Raw genomic sequence first — 19,579 nt, forward strand, 5'->3', positions numbered from 1 at the left:
GGGCGGCTAGAGGCCCTTTCGGTCGATCGTCCAGCCGGGAACAGTGCAGATGCGGCAGTTCGCACCCACGAAACTGCGCGATGCATCTTCGTTGCCGCGCAGTTGCCATTCAAGCCAGTCGACCGCGATACCTGCGGCCGCGCCGCCGTGCGGGTCGTGGTAGGTTCCGCCATGGCCCACGGGAAGGCCAACCATGACGATCGGGACGTGGGAAATCCGCTCGAAATCGTCGCGGCCGTTCTGCCAGGCGATGTCGGTCGGGCCACCCTGGATATAGAGCACCGGCGTGCGCAGCTTGGTCAACGCTTCCTTGCCCAGGTCCATGCCGGGAATCCGGGCCGCGCCTTGCGGAAAGAGACCGCTGTTCTGAACGATCAGGGTATTCACGCGCTCGTCCGAAGTCGCCAGCTCGATGGCCTGCACGCCTCCGCAACTAAAGCCGGACACAGCGACCTTGGCGGGGTCGATCGCGCCGCGATACTTGCTGCCGGCGCGGCCCTGCTGCGCCAACGCCCAATCGAGACCGTCACGCAAGTCCTGGGTCGTGGTCGGCACGGTAAGCGGCAAGCCCGGTCCGGCGGCCGGTCTAGCCGCTTGAACCCGGGCGAGCTCTTCCCCGACAAATCCTGACGCGATGACGAGGTATCCGTGCGATGCGATCTCGAGCAGGTGATTGCGCACGCTCGCGCCGTCATCACTGCACGCCCCGTTGCCCCAGACATAGACGCCGAGTTTCTTCGCCGCGAACGGGCCAAGATCACGCGGACGATAGATCACGTGACGCGGCAGCGTCGGGTCGACTTCCATGATCGCGGGATAGGGTCCGCTGCCCTCGTCGCCCGCGACCTCAGGCGACGTGGGTGCGGGAGCCACCTCGGCGGAGAGATGGCTTCCGAAAAACGGCAGGACGTGGTCCTGGAAGCGGAAGCCGACCCGATTGGTATGGTCCCCTGGGTAGATTTCCAGGCTGTTCTCGATGCCATAATCAAGCAGCCGGGCATGCAGCGCCTGGACGTCGGCCGTCCGGTCCTTGTCGCCAATGTCCATCGCGATCGCGGCGTAGCGGCGCAGGCCGGGGACGTATTGGTCAATCATGGCAAGTGGGGAGTTGGCGCTCCATCGCTTAAGCACCTCATCCACGGGCTTGCCCTCGCGATCGAAGGGCAGGTCGAAATAGAGCGGCGGCTGTTTCGGATTGGGCGACCAGGCGGAAGACATCGCCAGCAGGCCACGCGCGGGAAACGGAACCTCGGCCCCTTCCTCGCGCGATCCAATTCGGTGCAACGCTGCAATCGAGGCGGCATCGGGAACGGCAATCGGCCGGGCTTCGAGCCCCCCGGGGCTCATGATGTAGAGTGCGCCGAAGGTGTCGGCGTGCTTCATGCCGATCCTCGTCGCGCCGTAACCGCCCATCGAATGGCCCACCAGGCCACGCCCTTCGCGGCGGGGAACGGTGCGATAGTGACTGTCGACATAGGCGACGAGATCGCGTGCCACGAAGGTCTCGAAGTCCCCCGTCGTGGGCGAACTCGAATAGAACGAGCCCAGGTGCAGCGTCTTGCTGTCCGGGATGACCACGATCATCTCCGGCACGCCCTTGGCGAAAGCGCCCTCCACAACTTGGGGGACGTGGATTTCCTGGATCCACTGCTCGGCACCGATGAAATAGCCGTGCAGCGCATAGACGACCGGATAGCGACGGGTCGGGTCGGCGCGATAGCTTGGCGGCAGAACCACGATCACGTCGCGGTCGGCGGAGTTTCCTTCGAGATTGCCCTCGATGGCTGGCGAATGAACCTTGGCCCGTTCGATCGTGACCGGCCTTGCCCCCTCCACAACCGGCGGTTCGTCGGTCTTCACCTGCGCGGCCAGTGGCGTGGCGAGCCCTGCCGCAACGGCCAGGAGAACAACGACGACGCGCGCCCCGATGAGGCGAGCGATCGAATGCGAATGCCTGCGGTCCGCCACCATATTCCTCCCCAAAAGGTATAGTTATTGTGCGTAACTATTATTTGTGTGAGTAATTCACGGAGGTTGTCAACAGCGCCTCGTAGGACGCTGTGAGAAGCGGGAGTAATAAATGCCGGGCGATCAGCGCCAAAAATGGCCGGCGAAGTGGATCGTCCAGTGCGGTCTCGCCGCAGTCCTCGCGTTCAGCCCGCTTTGCATACGGGCGGAACCGGCGGGAGAGCCAAGGCTCCCAGGATCGAACCCCATCATCACCGACGCTTTTACCGCCGACCCCTCACCCTTGGTGGTTGGCGACACCGTCTATCTCTACACCTCGCATGACATCGCCAGAGGGGACGTTCTCTATGCGATGAATGACTGGCTGGTCTATTCGTCGAAGGACATGAAAGTCTGGCAAGCCCACGGTCCCGTGATGCGGGAAACGGATTTTAGCTGGGCTACCGCCACAAACAGCGCCTGGGCGGCCCAGGCGATTGAAAAGGACGGGAAGTTCTATTTCTATGCGCCGGTGAAACACAAGGAGCCCGATCGCGGCTTTGCGATCGGCGTCGGCGTCTCGAACAGTCCGACCGGCCCCTTTGTGGACGCACGCGGCAGCGCCTTGATCACCAATAGCATGACAAAAGCGGGCCGTGACTACGACCAGGACATCGATCCAACGGTCTTCATTGACGATGACGGCACCCCCTGGCTCATGTGGGGCCACTTCACCTGTTTTCTGGCAAAGCTGCAGCCGAACATGACCGAGCTGGACGGCGAGATCATGACCATCCAACTCCCGGATTTCACCGAGGGGCCGTGGCTCTTCAAGCGAGACGGTCATTACTACCTCGCCTACGCCTCTATCGACGAGGTCAAGCAAGGTAACGAACGGATCGCCTATGCCATGGCGCCGTCGGTGACGGGCCCCTGGACCTACAAGGGACTGATCACGGGAGAGACCCGAAATAGCTACACGATCCATCCCGGGATCATCGCATACAAAGGCCAGTGGTACTTCTTCTACCACGATGCCTTGCTGACGATCGGTGACCTGAAGGGGGCCGACGGTCGTCGCGCAGTGGCCGTCGAGTATCTCCATTTCGATGACGACGGAGCGATCCGCCCCATTAAGCAAACAGATGCAGGGGTCAGCTTGGCAATCCCATGAGAATGGAAGCCAGGCCCAGCCGCTGATTGCGACGAAGAGTGGGCCTCACGCTCAGGGATCGGGAAGCTGCCGTTCACTTTGATTCGTAGCTTTTTGGTTCAACTTTAGGATCATCTACGCCGTAGCTGGATGGCTAGACTGCCGTGGGCGGCTCATTGCTTCGGCGACAGGCGAAAACCAGGGTTTCCGTGGGTCTATTGATCCCGCCCATGTTGTGGACTAGGCCGCGTCAGGTTTCGGCGCTCGGGGGTGTGCGTGGGGTATTTTGGGGGGCTTCGCGCCATTCGCGGTGCGATTTTGATTGGTTCGTGTGTCGCCGGTTGCCTCACGGCGATCCCAACGACGGCCCAGGTGGCATTGCCCTCCCGTCAGGAACTCGACCCTGCCAGAGCCGCGCCGATACCCGCTGCACCGCGCCGCGATCTATTCAAGGGTATTGAGTCCGCCCCCTGCGCCTTTCGCGACAGCCCTTTGAAGGTCAAGCTCAGCGCCGTGGAGTTCCGCGGTGCGGCAGCGGGCGACCTGGCGTTGTCGGACGAAGCCCTCGCCTCGACTTACGCCGAGTTCATCGGCCAGGAAATGCCGCTCAGCGTGGTCTGCGACATCCGTGACCGCGCGGCCGCCCTCTATCTGCGCAAAGGCGTGCTCGCGAGTGTAGTCATCCCCGAGCAGCAGATCACCGAAGGGCGGTTAACCCTGACGGTGGTCGAAGCGCGGATCGAGGCGGTCACCTATCACGGCGATGCGGGCCCGGGCCAAAAGCAGGTCGAACGCTTCCTCAACCACTTGCGCGGTCTGGCGCCGTTCGATCTCAACGTCGCCCAGCGCTACCTGCTGCTGGCTTCGGACGTGCCGGGCGTAACCATTCAGTCGGTGCTCAAACCTTCCACCGCCGGTGACGGCGCACTGGATCTCGATATCGCCATCGCCCGCGATGCTGTCGACGGCTCGGTAATGACCCAGAACTATGGTTCGAAGACGGTCGGCCGCGACCTCACCATGGCGCGGGTGGATTTCAACAGCTTCACCTCGCTGGGTGAGCGTACTTCGGTGATTGCCTACGGGACCCTCGCCTCCGACGAACAGCGTGTGCTGCAGGTGGTTGAACGGTTCTTCATCGGCGGCAATGGGCTCGCAGCGGAATTGTCCGGGGCGGGGTCCTGGACCCGACCGGGAGACACGTTGAAGCCGCTCGAACTCGAAGGCACGTCCTTCGCGGGGAGCGTCCGCTTCACCTACCCCCTGATCCGCCACGGCCGCCGCAACCTCAACATCGGGGCGGGCTTCGACCTTATCGACCAGTCCGTAGACTTCGGCGGAGGCCTGGCCACGCTGACGGACGACCACCTGCGCGTCTTCTTCGCGCGCCTCGACGGCCACTACGCGCCCGCGAGCCTGGCCGATCACTCCTTCGCGATGACGGGAGCGCTCGAAGTGCGGCAAGGCATCCGCGGTCTGGGTGCGAGCAGCTTTGGCGATCCAAGGGCCTCTCGCTATCTGGCCAAGCCTGACGCCACGGTGTTCCGGGCTGAGGGTGAAGTCGGCGCGCGCCTGGCGGGCCCCGTGATCGGCAAGATCGTAGGTGCCTGGCAATATACCGACGATCCGCTCCTCTCCTACGAAGAGTACGGCGTCGGCAACCTGACGATCGGCCGCGGCTATGATCCGTCCGTCGCCTCCGGGGACCGCGCCCTCGCTGCCACGATCGAGCTGAGCACCGTGCCCCTGCCCCTGCAAGGCGGCCGCTCTGCCTGGCGACCCTACGTCTTCTACGACGCAGCCGAACTGACAAATCTGGGCTTCGGTGCGGGCAAGCTGAACCTGGCTTCGGCCGGGTTCGGACTTCGCGCCCAGCTCACCCCGGGCGTAGCGATCGACGTCGCTTATGCCGAGCCGTTCGACAGCCCCTTCGGCGTAGGCGATGAGCCGCCCGCCCGTCTTCTCGTCTCGCTGTCCGCCCTGGTCTTCTAGCCGCATGAAATCTCCGGAGCTTCCCATGACGCAGTCTCAGATCCGCATGATTTCCCAACCGGCCGCCAAGCCCTCGGCCCGCCTGACCCGGTTGCTGGTGAGCTCGGCCCTGTGTGGCGCGGCGATGCTCCCCCAGCCCAGCCTGGCGGGGACGCTGCCGGGCATACCGAGTGCCGCCAACATCACGGTCTCGGCAGGCGGATCCCAGCCGCTCATCACCTTTCCCGACGCCATAACCCTCCAGATAGAACTCAACGCGCCGCGAACGGTGATCAACTGGTCCAGCCTCCACGTCAGCAGCGGCGATGCGATGAACTTCATCTTCGATGCCGCCAGCGACATCGTGCTCAACAAGACGACGAGCCAGATCGCCATCGATAGCGGTGGGATCGTGACCGGCACGGTGGGCGCCGCGACCGGCGGCAACATCTGGTTCTATTCTCCGCAGGGCGTAATCGTCTCCCCTGGCGCGACGATGACCGCCGGCGGCTTCGTATTCAGCCGCGGGACTTCGCTCAGCGACGTGAGCTTCGTCAGCGCGGCCGACCCGCTCGCCAACCTGCGCGCGGCCACCGACGCGCTGATCCGGATCACGACGATTTCCAGCGCCACCAGCGCCTCGATCAACAGCAGCGGGGACGTTGTCTTGAGCGCGTCGTCCGGCGCCCTGAACGTCAGCACCGTGGAGGGCAATACCGCTCAGGTGAGCACCACAAGCGGCTCGATCACCATTAGCGAAATGATCGCGACCGGTGGCGCGGCCGTAGTGACCGCAGGCGGACCGGGCGCGACGGTGACCTCGATCACCGGGGCGACGGGTGTTACTGTCTCCTCGAACAACAACACTTCCGTCGGATCCGCCACCACCACGGGCTCCGGGGACATCAACATCTCGAGCAACGGGTCAGCCTCGCTTACCCTCGGCAATTCGGGCCGCGATCTGACTTTGAGCGCACCGCAGGTGTTCATGAGCACCGTCGATGCGGTGCGCGACGTCTTCGTGACCGGTACGACCAGCGCGTTCGTAACCAACCGGATCTTTGCTGGCGATGATATCGAGATCACTGCGGACGGTGACGTATCGGCGGGCGGCGCCTATCTCAAATCCACCGGCGTCGGAGCGGTCGACGATGCTCATATTCTACTCAGTTCGGCAACCGGATCGGTAAACGCCAGCAACACCTTACTGACCCAGGGGACCGGCGTGGCGGCCGGGGACATTACGATCAGCGCCGCCACAACCGCGACCGCGGGGACGCTCAACTCCAGCCGCGATGTGCAGGTCACCGGCGTGACCGCCAGCCTTGCATCCGGCACCGCCGCCCGCGACCTCTTCGTCACCGCCACCACGGGCGGAGCAACCGTCAGCAATCAGGCCTTTGCCGGCGACGACGTCGAAATCACCGCGACGGGCAACATCCAGGCCAGCGGCGCGACCTTGCGGTCCACTGGGATTGGCGCAACGGACGACGCGCACGTGCTGGCCCGCTCAACGGTAGGCGCGGTCGCAGTGGGTACGGCACAAACTCAGGGGACGGGTCTTGCGGCAGGTGACGTTACGGTCTCCGCCGCCACCAACGCGACCCTGGGATCGGCAAGCTCATCACGCGATCTGGTGTGGGCAGGATCGTCGGGTCTGGACCTGACCGGGACTTACAGCGCGGTTAGAAACGCGTCTCTGACGACGAGCGGCACGATCAGCCAAGCGAGCGGCTCGCTGACCGCGGGTACCTTGAGCGCCGCCGCGCAGAACGGAATCTCGCTAGGCCAGATCAGCAACAACGTGACCAGCCTTGGCGCGATCAATAGCGGCCTCGGCAACTTCACCTATAGCGACGCAGACGACTTCGCCCTCACCGGTTCGACCATTGGCCAGACGGTGACTCTCACCTCGGCCGCCGGAGCGATCACTCAAACGGGCGGCTCGTTGACGGCCACGACACTAGCCGCGTCGGCCGCCAACGGTATCAGCCTGACCCGAGCCGGCAACGGGCTGAACATCCTCGCGGGTCTGAGCAACAGTGGAAGCGGCGACATCTCCCTCCACAGCATCTACAGCATGGTCGTGGCGGGCGACATCACTACGCCAGGCGGTGTGTCGCTCAGCTCCGGCGGCACGATTACGCAGACCGGCGGGCTCGTCACGGCGGGTTCGTTGAGCGCCCTGGCCGGTGTGGGCCTCAACCTCTCCGCAGCCAATTTGATCGACAGCCTCGGCTCGATCAGTGCGGTGGGAGGCGGCGTCACGATCGTCAACGCCAAGGCCCTTGCGATCACCGACACGGTCTCCGCCGCGAACGGCGTGTTCATCCAAACCACCGCCGGCGCTCTCAGCATGACTTCGGGCGGCGAGGTGGTCGCGAACGTTGACGCGACGCTGGTCGGAGCCGGTGAATTCAGCGGCGAGCTGGGCTCTGTGAGCGGCACTAACGTCTCGATCACCGCGGCAACGGGTGATGCACTGGTGGGCCACATCACCACACTCGGTGGGAACGCCACGGTCGAGGCTCTGGCAGGCGCGGCCTCGCTGCGCGATGTCACGGGTTCCGGCGGCACAGTCGAAGTCAACGCGAGCGGCACCGCCACTCTCGGCGCCGACAATCTAGCGGGGATCACGGCGGCCAATCGCGCCATTCACACCGGGCCCGTTTCGGTCACCTCTTCGAACGGTGACGCGCGGGTATTCCTGGACAGTCTCAATGCCAATCTGACCTCGGTCAGCGCCAACTCCTCGACCGGGACCGCATCGGTCGACGTCGCCGGTGGCTTTGCGGTCGGTTCGGTTAGCGGCCACAACGTTGTCCTGTCGGCGAGCGCTGGCACGATCGATGCCTCCTCGATCGCGGTGGCCGGCGGCGACTTCACCGCGACGGCGCAGGATTGGGCTGGCGTCACGCTAAGTCCAGGAGGAACCATCCAGAACCTGTCGATTACCGACACGCTCGGCGATTTCGACTTCAGCGGCAACGACTTCCATTACTCCAACAACATAACGATCGCGGCACTCGATGGCAGCGTGATCGGCGGGGATGTGACCTCCGATAATGGCTCGATCCTAATCGATGGCTTTGGTGGCCAACTCGGCGCGCTGACAGCCGCGAACGGATCTGTAGAGGCAGTGGCCTCGGTCGACAGCATGAACGTGGCCTCTGCCACGGCCCTGGATCGGATCGAGGTGTCGGGCGCCGCAGGAGCTACCCTCAGTGCGGCTACCCTTACGGGAACCGGCGCCAACAGCCTGCAAATCACGTCCTCTGGCGGGAATGTCGTACTTGGTGCGGCTGCGCCGGGCGCGATCACCGCCAGCCACTTCGTCACCTCGGCAGGGACTTCTACCACAGTCCAGGCCGTGGCAGGCGCCGGACAGGTCGACGTCAATCTCGACCATACGACCAATGCGGAGCTGTCGCTGGTCGATGGCCGCGACGGTGTGCGTGTCAAGGTGCTCAACGGGTCCCAGAGCATCGGCCATGCTCGTTCGACGGGTGGTGGAGTGCGGATCGAAGGCCCGAGCGGCGCGCTCGTGGTCGATCAGTTGACGGCCCAGCAGGATTCGGAAGTGCTCGGCGGCGGCGACACCCGGATTGTCTCGGCCACTGCGGCGACTGACCTTTCGGTTGAGTCCGCAACCGGAAACCTGCGCTTTGGCAATGCCACGCCGGGTCACGTGATCGAGGTGGCGGGCGTCCTGTCGCTTGATGCCGCCGGCAACATTGCGCAGGATGCCATCGTCGAAGCGGTGACGCTCAACGCGACGGCCGGGACCGGCATCACCCTGTTGAGCGCCAATCGCGTGCAGCACCTGGGGTCGATCGACGTCGGCTCGGGCGGCTTTGCATTCAAGGGAGCAGGTTCCTACGACCTCACAGATAACATCAGCGCTGCGGGCCAGGTGGTGGACTTGCGCTCGACAGGTGCGATTGACCAGGCCGCGGGCACTATCACGGCCCAGTCGCTTACCGGCCAGACGGTCGGCGGAGCGAACTTCGCCGGCGCCAACGCGATCGCCCAGCTGGACGATTTCGCCAACGCCGGCGGTCTATTGCTGTTGAATGACGCCGCTGCGCTGACGATCGTCGGAACGGTATCGAGCAGCGATCGCCTGGTGATCCGTTCTCATGGCGGAATGACCTTCGCCAGCACCGGCACGGTTCGCGCGGATGGTGCCGGAGACGCGGTAACCCTGGCCTCCGACGGTGTGTTCACCAACGGACGGGGCGTCGATGCGGTGACCGCGGGCAACGCGGCGGGCCGCTGGTTGATCTACACGCAGGCTGCCGGGGATCCGGCGGGTTCGACCTCCGGCGACCAGTTCGGTGGCCTCGCCGGTAAGAGCTTCTACGGCTCGGCCTACGACTTCACGACCGGATTGTTCAGCGCGGCACCGAATGCGGGCAACCGCTTCGTCCATGCCTATCGACCCGTCCTGACCGTAAATCCGGTCACCATGACCGTCACGTACAACGGCACCGTTCCGACACCGAACTGGATGATTGCGGGCCTTGTGAACGGTGATCTCGCGGCCGATGCCTGGACCGGCGCGCCCATCTTCACAGGTGGCGGCAAAAATGCCGGCAATTACGTCCTGACGGCGGCCGCGGGCACATTGGCTTCCGACCTCAACTACGCGTTCGCCTTTGGCACCAGCACCTTGCGCATCGATCCGAGAGCCCTGACGGTAACCGCGTTCGATGCATTCAAGGCAGTCGGCCAGGCGGACCCTAGCCTGCTCTATTCGATCACTTCCGGAGAGCTGGTTTCGGGCGACGCCTTCACCGGAGCCCTCACGCGCAGCCCGGGTGAAGCGCCCGGAGACTATCGGATCGGTCGCGGCACGCTCAGCCTGTCCCCGAATTACGTGCTGACCTTCAACGGCGCGACTTTCACGATCAGGCCGGTTCCGACGAACGACCCGGCGGGTTCGGCGCTATTGAAGGCTCTGCCCCGGTCGCTCGACTTCAACTTGAACTGGGATCCGGCGGCCAGCCTCACCACGACGAGCGAGGACTGCGCGAGCGCCGGCTGTCCTTCGTAATGAAAGACAGCCGGCGAACGCCTCGAGGACCTGGGCTATCCCCGATTGTCTGCGTTCCCTGACCAACCGCCACCCAAGGCACGGAAAAGGTCGATCTGCGTGCGGGAGACGACTGCATCCTGGATTGCCAACTGCGACCGCGCTTCCGCCAGGGTGCGCTCGGCATCAAGGCGGGCGAGCGAATTGATCGTGCCCTCTCTCTGCTGCGCACTGATGATGCGGACGGCCCGCTCGGCCTGATCGCTGGCGGACTGCAGCGAAGCGCGACGTTCGAGGGCACGGGCATAGTTGGAGAGGGCCGTCTCGGTTTCCTCCAGCGCCAGCAGCACTGTGCCATCGAACGCGGCCAGCGACCCTTGCGTATCCGCCTCCGCCGCAGCGATCCGCGCGCGGGCCGGCTCCTGATTGGGAAGGGCCCAGCTTAATAATGAACCGAGCGCCCAGCGCAGCGGACCGCCGGTGAACAAGTCGCCGAGGTCGGTCGCCGTAGAGCCGATCGAAGCGCCCAGCGTGATGCGGGGATAGAGGTCGGCGGTGGCGACGCCGATGCGCGCCGTGTCCGCCGCCAATCGCCGTTCGGCGGCGCGGATATCGGGCCGGCGGGCCAACAGAGCGGCACCGTCGCCGACCGGGATCGCCTCGCGGATCTCCAGCCCGATGCTGCGCTCCCCGGCAATGGCGGGCAATTCGGCGGGCGCCCTGCCAGTAAGCGTGGCGAGGCGGAACAGCGCCGCCTGCCGCTCGGCCTCGATCGCCGGAATTTCTGCCGCCCGCTGTTCGCGCAACGTCGCGATCTGGGCGACGGCAAGTCCGGTCTCGAGCCCGGCATCGTGGCGGCGCGAGGTCAGCGCGAGCGACTCGTCGAGCAGCCGCACGATATCACGGGCCACTCGCAGCCGTGCCGCACCCGAAGCCGCGTCGGCATAGGCGCGGGTGGTATCCGCTACGACCATCACCCGCACCGCATCGGCATCGGCTTGGCTCGCGGCGAGATCGGCCCGTGCCGCCTCCACCGAGCGCCCCACCCGTCCGAAAAGATCGAGTTCGTACCCGACCTCGATGCCGGCATCGTAGCTCCAACCTTCCTGGTCGGCACCGGCGGGCACCTGGCTCTCCGGCAGGCGGTTGTAGCTGCCACCTGCCCCGATCGCTGTCTGCGGCAGCCGGTCCGCACGCGCGCCGCGCAGGCCCGCTCGGGCCCGTTCGATGCGTGCGGCGGCCTGGCGGACGTCAGTATTGGCGGCGAGCGCGTCTGCGATCAGGCCGTCGAGCACCGGATCATCGTAGAGCCGCCACCAGTCCTCCGGCAGCGGGCTCGCGGAGACCGGCGGTGCACCCGCAGCAAGAAAGGGGCCGGACGTCGCTGGATGGGGGGAAGATGCGACATAGTCCGGCCCCGCCGCGCACCCCGTAAGGGCGAGCGCGGAAAGGGAGGCGAGAGCGAAAGAGCGGAAAGTCATCCGGGCACCTATTCGGCAGGGGTCGAAAGGGGATCGTGGCTGCTGGAGCGCCAGCCGTCGCGCAGCCTGGCGATGCGCTCGCCAAGGCTGCGGCTGACCACGTAGAAGGTCGGCGTGAACACCAGGCCGAAGCCGGTCACTCCAAGCATACCGAAGCACACCGCCGTACCGAGCGCCTGGCGTAGCTCCGCCCCCGCCCCGGTCGCGATCACCAGCGGCACCGAGCCGAGGATGAAGGCGAAGCTGGTCATCAGGATCGGCCGCAACCGGGTCTTGGCGGCTTGCACGGCGGCCTGTGCCGGGCTCAGCCCATCCTGCTCTTCGCCCTGGCGAGCGAACTCGACGATCAGGATCGCGTTCTTTGCCGCCAGCGCAATCAGCACCACCAGTCCGATCTGGGTTAGCACGTTGTTGTCCATGCCCATCAGGTTCACCCCGATCATCGCCGCAAGCAGGCACATCGGCACGATCAGGATGATCGCGAGCGGCATGACCAGGCTCTCATATTGCGCGGCGAGAACCAGGAATACGAGCAGCACGGCGAGGGCGAAGACCAGCGTCGCGGTGTCGCCGGCGAATTTCTGCTGATAGGCGATGCCGGTCCATTCAATGTCATAGCCGGCGGGCAGCGTTGTTTCGGCGACCTTTTCCATCGTCGTCAGCGACTGTCCCGACGAGAAGCCGGGCGCGGTGTCGCCATCGATCGCGACCGCCGGAGCCAGGTTGTAGCGCGTGACGCGGTACGGCCCGGTGGTGTCGCTCAATGTTGCGACAGAACCGATCGGCACCATGGCCCCGTTGTCCGAGCGGGTTTGCAGGTTGGCAATGTCCGAGGGACTGTCGCGGAACGGCGCATCGGCCTGTGCGGTCACGCGATAAGTACGGCCGAGCAGGTTGAAGTCGTTGATGAAGGCCGATCCCAGATAGACCTGGAGGGTCTCGAACACACGAGCAGGCGGGACGCCTAGGATCTGAGCCTTGTCACGATCGATATCGGCATGGACGCGCGGAGTGCCGGTGTCGAAGAAGGTATAGACACCCGCGAGGCCCTGCTGCTGGTTGGCCTGCGCGATCACCGCGTTCGCCGCCTCCTGCATCGCGCGGTAGCCCTGGCCATTCTTGTCTTCGAGCATCATGCGGAAACCGCCCGCTGAGCCGATGCCGCGGATCACCGGCGGCTTGACGATCATAAGCCGCGCCTCGGTGATGTCGGCGGTGGCCTTCTGGGCCTCCGCGATCAGCGCGTCGATGGTCTGGTCCTTGCCGGCGCGATCCTCGAAGTCGTCGAGCACCCAATAAGCGGCCGCCGAGCTTGCGGACTGCGTTTCCGAAGTACCGTCGAAGCCCGAGAGCATGACCGTGCCCTTGATCCCGTCGATCGGGAGCATGCGAGCGGCCACCTTCTTCATCACCGCGTCGGTGCGCGACGTGGCCGAGCCGGGCGGCAGTTGGATCACGGTCAGGAAGTAGCCCTGGTCCTGCTGGGGGACGAACCCGGTCGGCGTCATCCATAGCGCCGCACCAGTCAGCGCGATCAACCCGGCATAGGCCATCATCACGCGCCGGGGCATGGCAACCAGCCGCGCGGTCCAACGGGCGTAGGTTTCGCTGAAGCGCTCGAACCAGCGGTTGAACGCCCCGCCCGCGCGGTCGGCGAGTTGGCGCCAGTAGGCCCCATCGGGCGCGGGCTCATGCTTGCGCAGCAAGAGCGCCGACAACGCCGGCGAAAGCGTGAGCGAGACGATCAGCGAGATTACGGTCGCCGACGAGATGGTCACCGCGAACTGCTGGTAGAAGGCGCCCGACATGCCGCCGATGAACAGTGTCGGCACGAACACCGCGCAAAGCACGAGCACGATCGCGATGAGAGCGGCGCCGACCTCGTCCATCGAGGTACGCGCGGCCTCCAGCGGAGTCATCCCGCTCTCGAGATTGCGCTCGACGTTTTCGACCACCACGATCGCGTCATCCACGACAATGCCGATCGCCAGCACCAGCCCGAACAGCGAGAGGTTGTTGAGCGAGTAGCCGAGCATCGCCAGCACCGCGAACGTCCCGATGAGCGAGACCGGAATGGCCAGCACGGGGATCAGCGAGGCGCGCCACTTCTGCAGGAAGACGACGATCACCAGCACGACCAGCACGATCGCCTCGATCAGCGTGTGAATCACAGCGTCGACCGATTGCTGGATGAATTCGGTCGGGTTGTAGACGATCTTGTATTCAAGGCCGGCGGGGAAGTCGGCGGAAAGTTCCTCCATCGCCGCCTGAACCTCTTCGGCTGCGGCCAGGGCGTTGGATCCCGGCTCCTGCAGCACGGGGATAATCACGGAATCGCGATCGTCGAGATAGGCCGACGTGCCATAGTCCTCGGCGCCGATCTCGACCCGGGCAACATCGCCGACGCGCACCTGGCGGCCCTCGGCGTCCGTGCGGATCACCACGTTTTCGAACTGCTGGGGATCGGTGAAGCGGCCCTGCGTCTCGACGTTGAGTTGGAAGGCGCTGCCCGGGCTCGGCGGCTGGCCGAGCGTGCCCGCGGCGACCTGGACGTTCTGCGCACGCAATGCCGATACGATCTCACCCGCCGTCAGGTTGAGCGCGGCAGCGCGGCCGGGGTCGATCCACACGCGCATCGCGAGTTCGCGGCTGCCGAAGAGCCGCACGTCGCCCACACCCTCGATGCGGGCAAGCCGGTCCTTGATGCGGGTCTGCGCGTAGTTGGAGATGTACTCGCGGCTGAGCGACCCGTCGGGCGAGATCAGGTTCACCACCAGCAGGAAGTCCGGTGTGGTCTTCTTGGTCACGATGCCCAGGCGACGCACTTCGTCTGGCAGTCGCGGCTCGGCGATGGCGACGCGGTTCTGGACCAGCACTTGTGCCTCGTCGAGATCGGTGCCCTGCTCGAAGGTGACGGTGATCGTCACGCGCCCGTCACCGGTCGATTGGCTGGAGAGGTAGAGCATACCGTCCACCCCGTTGATTTCCTGTTCGATCGGATTGGCGACCGTGTCGGCCACGGTCTCAGCCGAAGCGCCGGGGTAAGTGGCGGTCACCGTCACGGTCGGCGGAACGACTTCCGGATACTGCGAGACCGGCAGGAAGAAGTACGAGATCGCGCCGATAAGCGTGATGATCACGGCGATGACCGCGGCGAAGATCGGCCGGTCGATGAAGAAGCGAGACAGGCGCATTTCGGGCTCCAACTGGAAGCGAGGTCGGGCGTGACGGGGCTTGGGAGGACGGCTTAGTTGGCGACCGTCGCTGCGCCCGGGGGCGCCTCGGCGGTGGCGGCGGCAGGCGCTTTCGGCTTGGGCGGAGCGATCCGGTCAAGGCGCGCGGTCACTTTGGCACCCGGCATGGCCATCTGCGTGCCTTCGATCACCACCCGGTCGCCGGGTTCGAGACCACCGCGAACCACGCGCAAGCCTCCGTCGATCACCGGGCCGAGCGCGACTTCCTTGGCAGAGACAGTGCCGTCACGGGCGACCACCAGCAGCAGCTTGCGCGTCTGGTCGGTCTGCACCGCAGTGTCGGGTACGAGCAGCGCCTTTTCGGTGCCGCCGGTCGCCAGCCTCATGTTACCGAACATGCCGGGCGTCAGGAAGTTGTCGGGATTGCGGACCACGGCGCGGGCGCGGATCGTGCCGGAGTTGGGATCGAGGCCGTTGTCGGTGAAGTCGAGTTCCCCGTTCCACTTGTAGTCCGGTTCGTCCTGCAGGCGAATCTGCACGTCAGCACCGCGCTCCAGACCTTCGCGCTTCGACTTGAGGAAGGATCCTTCCGAGCCGTCGAAGGCGAAATAAAGGGGATCGGTGGCAACGATCGTGGTCAGCAATGTTGCGGCCGGACCGTCTCCCGCGGCAACGAGGTTGCCCGGGTCGACGCGGCGGTCGGACACGCGCCCGCTGATCGGGGCGCGGACCGTGGTGAACTCGACGTCGAGACTGCGCGAGCGCACTCGCGCCTGCGCCGCGGCGAGCGATGCGTTGGCGGCGGTCACCCTCGCCCGCAGAGCGTCGATCTCACTCTTGGCGACGGCGTCGTCCTCGACCAGCCGCAGGGCGCGATCGAGATTGCTACGGGCGAGCAGCAGGTCGCTCCGCGCCGTGGCGACGCCCGCTTGAGCCTCGGCCAGCGCGGCCTGGTAGGGCCGCGGATCGATGGTGAACAGCGGCTGCCCCTGGCGGACGAACTGCCCGTCCTGGAAGTGCACCGCCGTGATCTGGCCGGAGACACGCGGGCGCAGCTCGACGCTGCGGCTCGCTTCGAAGCGGCCAATGTGCTCGTCCCACTGAGTGATCTCGCGCTGCAGCGGCGTAGCCACGGTCACCACGGGCGGTGGGGGCGCGGCGGCCGGCACGCTGGTGGCGCGCAGAAGATACCAGGCGAGGCCCACCACGGCAGCGATGAGCACGATCCATCCGGTGCGGCCAAGGCGACCGCGACGTTTCGGGGCCTCGGCCTCCTGAAGCTCTCGCAGTTCGTCCATTTCGATCGGCGTCAGGTCGTTCATCGAGCGGTCCTCAGAAGGCGTGCATCACCACTCCGGAAAAGCGCGAGCTTTTCGGAAAAGGTGAGGCGAACAGACAGGCAAGTTTCATCGAGAAAGCCCTGCGAGAGCCGGGCATGGCCTACGCAGTTCTGTCTCGCAGCGTTCTGTACCGATAAGTATGTAATCTGACGTTCAGGTCAAGCGATATTTCTATACCGCTCGATATTTTTTTCGCAATGCAGCAAAATCCGGAACGTCAGCGCCCCGGCCAGACCGCCAGCGTGGCGTCGGCAACTTGTTGTAATTGCTCACGGCTCGCCCCGGCACCGGCCTGGACGGAGATGCCCTGCAGCAAGGCCGTCAGGTACTGCGTCATCGCTTCCGCTTCTACCGGAACGGTGAAATCGCCTTCGTCGATCGCTCGCTGCATCCGCTCCACCATCGCCCCGCGCGAGGATTGGGCCCGCGTGCGCACATCTTGCTGGATCGGCGAATCCTTGCCCCCGCAACTGATCGACGCAATCACACCCAGACAACCCGGGCATTCGCTGGTGATGTTCTGGATTGTCCCCTCGAGCAATCGCTGCGCCACCCCGCGACCGCTTGGGGCGTCCAGCGCGTTCCTGACATAAGCCAGCTTCTCGCTCTCGTAGAGATCGAGCGCGCGCTTGAAGAGTTCTTCCTTGTTACCGAACGCGGCGTAGAGGCTTGGCCGGGTGATCCCCATCGCCTCTGTCAGGTCGGTCATCGACGCGGCGTCATACCCCTTCTCCCAGAAAACGCGCAGCGCCGTAGCCAATGCCTCTTCGACATCGAACTCGCGAGGGCGTCCTCTGGCAGCTACGGTCATTTCCATATCAGTTGGTATATAATCAATTCCGCCCGATAGGCAAATGTCGCTCGTTACCGTGCCCGCGATCGCGGTGCAGGGGTGCGAGCGCTTCCTTTAAACCTCCAAGCCAAGGGTCGAACCGCTTCCAGCCATCCAGGCTCGAGCGATTGATCGGTCGGCGCGCCTGCTCAGCGCTGGCCGTCGCAATGACGCGCCCTTCGGTGCCGAGTTCCAGGCAGCCCGACTCGAACTCCAGGCCGAGAAATTCGAGCAGCGCACGAGTTTCTCCCTCCGCATCCTCGACCAGCGCTTCATACCGGACGAGCTGGATAACCTCGGGCATGACCTTCCCGCACCACTCCATCGCGCGGACGTATGTGAGATAGTAGTCGGCAATCTCGATGAGATCGTAGCTTGCTGGGTGTCCCGGCTGGAACAGCAGCGCGAAATTGGACACGCAGCAGTCGAGCGCATTGCGCCGGATGTCCACGATCCTGGCGTTGGGTAGAATCAGGTGAATGAAGGCCAGCTCGGCCCAGTTGTGCGGAAGCTTGTCGGTGAAACGGGCCCTGGCCCGCCCACAGCGATCACGAGCGCGCTTGAGATAGTCCGCGCCGAGCCTGGTACAGTCGGAAGCCGTGAGAGTCCCAAGGAGTTCGACGATGTCGCGCTCCGGATCGAGACCAGCACTGGCGGCGGCCTCGCGCAATAGCGAGGTGACAATCGGCATCTCACCGCCCGCCGTCACCTGGCTGTGACCCGCCAGGATTTGCTCGACCAGCGTAGAGCCCGAGCGTGGCATGCCGACAATGAAGATGGGCGCGTCGCTTAAGTCGCCCCAATCCTCGCGATCGGCGAAGAAGGACCGATCGAGGTTCGCTTCAAGGTCTTCCATTCGTCGGGCGAATGCATTGCCATCGTATGAAAGCTGGGCGCGGCGCAGCCGGTTGGCCTCCGACAGCAAGGCGAAGGCGCGTTCATGGTCGCCGGCCTTGTCGGCGACAGTCCCTTCCGCAAAGGCAAGGTAAAGACGGTCGGCTGGATTCCGAGCTTCGTCGAACGCCGCCTTGAGAGCGGTCCGGTCAGCGGAATCGAGCTGGCCGCCAAGAAGGGTTGTGAGGCTCCACCACGGCGCGCCGAGACCCGGGGCGGCGACAAGGGCCTTTCGGTAGGCGCGCTCGGCCTCAGATGTCTGGCCGAGAGTCCGCTGCAGGTCGCCGAAGCCAACCAACACGGCGGGATCGTTCGGCGCGATTTCCAACAGACGGCGATGCACGGCCTCTGCCCTCTCATGGTCACCCACTTCGGCGAGCAAGGCCGCCTGCCAGCGAAGCAGTGCGACATCGCGAGTCTCGGGCTCGAGCAAGAGAGCCAGACCATCGAGTGCCGCGCGCGGGTCGAAACGTTGATAGTGCGCGCGAACGAGCGCGATCCGTGCCTCGCGATATTCGGGCATGAAGGCGAGCGCGGCTTCGAACGAGGAAACGGCCGCGCTCAATCTGCCCGTGCGGGCGAGCGCTTCGCCCTGGACCAGCAACGCCACGGGATCGTCCGGATGACGCGCGAGGTGCGATTGCAGGGTTTCGATGGCTGCGGCTGGTTGACCCGCCAGGACGGCGCGATGCGCCTCGCCAATGGCCGGCACGTGGCGCGACAGTGTCACTGCCATGGCTTTCGCGTTGCGCGCCTCCGATGGCTGTCCCATCCGTTCCAGCGCCTTGGCCAGCAACCTGTGAGCCGCCGGGTTCTGCGGCCAGGATAGCAAGAGCGCCCGAGCCTTCGCCGCTGCACGGGAAGGGTCTGTTGTCAGCGACCCTTCGGCCTCCGCCAGAGCCATGTCGAAGGCCCCGGATCTTTCGCCGGGCTCGGGACGGTCAGGCGTAGCCAAGCATGGCTCGCATCCCGGGCGCGGCCACCTCGACCAACTGTTTCTGCCCGGGGGGTAGTTTGTCGGGAATTGCGACACCCCCGACTGACAGCTTTTCGCGAGCCGTCGAGCTTTGCCTGCGATCGGCACCGGCGGCGACACGCTCGGCCCAGTTTTCCGGCAGGGCAATGCCACAATGACCCAGGAGGGTTGCGAAATAAGGCTCTGCCTCGGGTTGTTCGAGGGCATTTGCGTGGGCCACCAGATCCTCGTAGCGCAGCAACAAGGCACCGGTATGAAGCCACCCCAAGGCGTTGAAGCGGTACTGGTCCGCCATTGACGGAGCCTTGCCGTGGATGCCGAAGATCATCAGGTTCAACAGATCCTCGACCGCCAGTTTCCCGTCCTTGAGGTGATCCATGTTGGCCGAGAATTGCTCGGACACGAAGAACCGCGCCCGCGCCAGCACCCAATCATGGGGATCGCGAACCAGGATGACGCGGTGGCAGCGCGCCGTTTCGATCGCCGAGGCATCGGAAAAGAGCAGATGGCCCCAGCTGAGCATGGGCCGCTCGGTGGAGAAGGCGGCCAGGTTGTTCTGCAGGTTCGGCCACTGGATGAAGGCGGCATGGTACTGCTGCTCCACCGGGACGAACATGCGCAGGATGTTGCGCAGCAGGTGGGTTCCCGATTTGGGGACCGAGTTCAGGAAGATCGGAACCGTGATCGGAGCGGGAGCGAACCGGGCGGTCGTTTCGTTCAGCGTGTCCGCGTCGAGAGATATTTGCACCATGGATA

At 65.0% G+C, this 19,579-nt stretch carries 10 protein-coding genes; 3 read left to right on the forward strand and 7 right to left on the reverse strand.

The window, feature by feature from the left end:
- Positions 1–6 precede the first annotated feature (6 nt).
- Entirely contained in the window at positions 7–1,968 is a 1,962-nt protein-coding gene (locus tag KK137_RS16610) for an alpha/beta hydrolase-fold protein (protein WP_338028038.1), read from the reverse strand.
- Positions 1,969–2,080: 112 nt separating this feature from the next.
- Between KK137_RS16610 and KK137_RS10180 the strand changes: the two genes are divergently transcribed.
- The 3 genes from KK137_RS10180 to KK137_RS10190 all read left to right on the forward strand — a co-directional run bounded on the left by KK137_RS10180 (position 2,081) and on the right by KK137_RS10190 (position 10,127).
- Positions 2,081–3,121 carry a glycoside hydrolase family 43 protein gene (locus tag KK137_RS10180; RefSeq protein ID WP_214536328.1) on the forward strand — a complete coding sequence of 347 codons (1,041 nt, stop codon included), beginning with the start codon at positions 2,081–2,083 and terminating at the stop codon, positions 3,119–3,121.
- Positions 3,122–3,592: 471 nt separating this feature from the next.
- Positions 3,593–5,092 (forward strand): ShlB/FhaC/HecB family hemolysin secretion/activation protein, encoded by a 1,500-nt coding sequence (locus KK137_RS10185; protein WP_214536329.1) that lies wholly within the window; start codon positions 3,593–3,595, stop codon positions 5,090–5,092.
- Positions 5,093–5,117: 25 nt separating this feature from the next.
- Entirely contained in the window at positions 5,118–10,127 is a 5,010-nt protein-coding gene (locus KK137_RS10190; RefSeq protein WP_214536330.1) for a beta strand repeat-containing protein, read from the forward strand.
- A gap of 35 nt (positions 10,128–10,162) precedes the next feature.
- Here the strand turns inward: KK137_RS10190 and KK137_RS10195 are convergent, their stop codons facing one another.
- From KK137_RS10195 to KK137_RS10220, 6 genes are all read right to left on the reverse strand, one after another.
- Positions 10,163–11,587, reverse strand: a complete 1,425-nt coding sequence (locus KK137_RS10195) for an efflux transporter outer membrane subunit (RefSeq protein WP_214536331.1) — start codon at positions 11,585–11,587, stop codon at positions 10,163–10,165.
- Positions 11,588–11,595: 8 nt separating this feature from the next.
- The gene (locus tag KK137_RS10200) at positions 11,596–14,781 is read right to left on the reverse strand and encodes an efflux RND transporter permease subunit (protein WP_214536332.1); all 3,186 of its coding nucleotides are present in this window, start codon (positions 14,779–14,781) and stop codon (positions 11,596–11,598) included.
- A 53-nt stretch (positions 14,782–14,834) separates the two neighbouring features.
- Positions 14,835–16,103 carry an efflux RND transporter periplasmic adaptor subunit gene (locus KK137_RS10205; protein WP_214536333.1) on the reverse strand — a complete coding sequence of 423 codons (1,269 nt, stop codon included), beginning with the start codon at positions 16,101–16,103 and terminating at the stop codon, positions 14,835–14,837.
- Positions 16,104–16,338: 235 nt separating this feature from the next.
- Positions 16,339–16,938, reverse strand: a complete 600-nt coding sequence (locus KK137_RS10210) for a TetR/AcrR family transcriptional regulator (protein WP_214536334.1) — start codon at positions 16,936–16,938, stop codon at positions 16,339–16,341.
- A 16-nt stretch (positions 16,939–16,954) separates the two neighbouring features.
- Positions 16,955–18,802 (reverse strand): tetratricopeptide repeat-containing sulfotransferase family protein, encoded by a 1,848-nt coding sequence (locus KK137_RS10215; RefSeq protein WP_214536335.1) that lies wholly within the window; start codon positions 18,800–18,802, stop codon positions 16,955–16,957.
- Positions 18,789–19,574 carry a hypothetical protein gene (locus KK137_RS10220; protein ID WP_214536336.1) on the reverse strand — a complete coding sequence of 262 codons (786 nt, stop codon included), beginning with the start codon at positions 19,572–19,574 and terminating at the stop codon, positions 18,789–18,791. Before KK137_RS10220 ends, KK137_RS10215 begins: the two co-directional genes overlap by 14 nt.
- Between the last annotated feature and the right edge of the window lie 5 nt (positions 19,575–19,579).

Origin of the sequence: Croceibacterium selenioxidans (assembly GCF_018599195.1) — a bacterium.
Taxonomy (GTDB): Bacteria; Pseudomonadota; Alphaproteobacteria; order Sphingomonadales; family Sphingomonadaceae; genus Croceibacterium_A; species Croceibacterium_A selenioxidans.